Genomic DNA, 1,598 nt, shown 5'->3' on the forward strand with positions numbered 1-1,598 from the left:
CCGGGGCCGGCGCCGCCCCCCCGCCCCCCCCCCCCCCGCCCCACCGCGGGGGGCGCCCTCCGAGCAGATCGCTCGGCGGGCGCCCCTCTCGGTGTCCCAGGCTGTCGGCCGGTCAGTGCGGGCCGGTCAGTGCGGGCCGGTCAGTGCGGGTCGGTCAGTGCCGGCCGCCGTTCCCATTCCCGTTGCCATTGCCGTTCCCGCCGCCGATGATCCCCGGCGGGAAGGTGAAGCCGCCGCCGATCATCCCGCCGGCGTTGGTGGCGCCGCCGGGGTTGCCGCCCGGCTGGCCGCCGGGGTTCCCGCCCGGGGTGCCGCCACCGGCCGCGGCGGCGTCGCCCGCCGGCGGCGTGGCCGGCGCGGTCGCGTTCGGGTCGGGCTTGGGCGCCGGGTCCGGGATGTTGATGGTCTGGATCTGGTCCTTCGGCGAGCCCTTGAGCGCCTGGTTCATCGCCAGCTGCCAGATCGGGCCGGGGCCGTCGGCACCGAAGACCTCGGGGAAGTACTTGCCGCCGATGGTGATGTTCTTCATCTTCACGCCGCCGGCCGGGCCGCCGAGCCAGACCGAGGTGGCGAGGGACGGGGTGTAGCCGCTGAACCAGGCGGCCTTCTTCTCGTCGGTGGTACCGGTCTTGCCGGCGATCTGGCGGCCGTCCTCCAGGCCGAGGGCGGCCGCGGTGCCCTTCTCGGTCACGTTGAGCAGGACGGTGTTGAGGGCGTCCGCGGTCTGCTCGGAGAAGGCCTGGCTGCAGGTGGACTGCGGGACCTTGACGTCCTTGCCGTCGACCGTGCTGATCTTGTTGATCGCGATCGGGGTGCAGTACTTGCCGCGCGCGGCGAAGGTCGCGTAGACGTTCGCCATGGTCAGCGGCGAGAGCTCCTGGGTGCCGAGGACCATCGAGGGCACCTCCTGGAACGCGTCGCCCTTCGCGGACTGGGTGATGCCGAGCTTGTTGGCCATCTGCTTCATCGCGCAGAGGCCGACCTGCTGCTCCATCTGCACGAAGTAGGTGTTCACCGACAGTGCCATGGCCTGCTTGAGCTCGTACGGGCCGACCTCGGAGGTGGACTCGTTCTTCACCGTCGCCTTGGGCTTGTCGGTGTTCTTCCAGGTGCCCGCGCAGGTGGACATCGACGGGTAGTCGATCTTGTTCTCGGACGGGAACGGCTGGGTGGGGGACATCCCCGACTCCAGCGCGGCCGCGGCCAGGATCGGCTTGAAGGTCGATCCGGTCTGGAAGCCGTTGCCGCCGCCCATCGCCGCGTCGACGTTGAGGTTGACGACGGTCTGGTTCTTGTTCGGGTCCAGGCCGTAGGGGCGGGTCTGGGCCATCGCCAGGATCTTGCCGCTGCCCGGCTCCATCATGGTCGCGGCGGCCGACACCGAGTCGGTGACCTTGACCTTGGAGGTCACCGCGTTCTGGGCGGCGGCCTGCTTGTCCGGGTCCAGGGTGGTGTAGATGTTCAGGCCGCCCTGGTCCCAGAACTTCTTCCGGTCCGCGACGCTCTTGCCGAACGCCGGGTCCTGCTTGACCACGTGCCGGACGTAGTCGCAGAAGAAGCCCATGCCCGCCTGGGCGGTGATGCAGCCGTTCTGCGGG

At 70.6% G+C, this 1,598-nt stretch carries 1 protein-coding gene; it reads right to left on the reverse strand.

Translation table 11 applies throughout. The features are described from left to right. Positions 1 to 154: 154 nt before the first annotated feature. A partial coding sequence (locus ABT263_RS38755) for a transglycosylase domain-containing protein (protein ID WP_352298646.1) occupies positions 155 to 1,598 on the reverse strand: 1,444 nt, incomplete at its 5' end.

The organism is Kitasatospora sp. NPDC001603, from assembly GCF_040298365.1.
In the GTDB taxonomy this organism is placed as follows: Bacteria; Actinomycetota; Actinomycetes; order Streptomycetales; family Streptomycetaceae; genus Kitasatospora.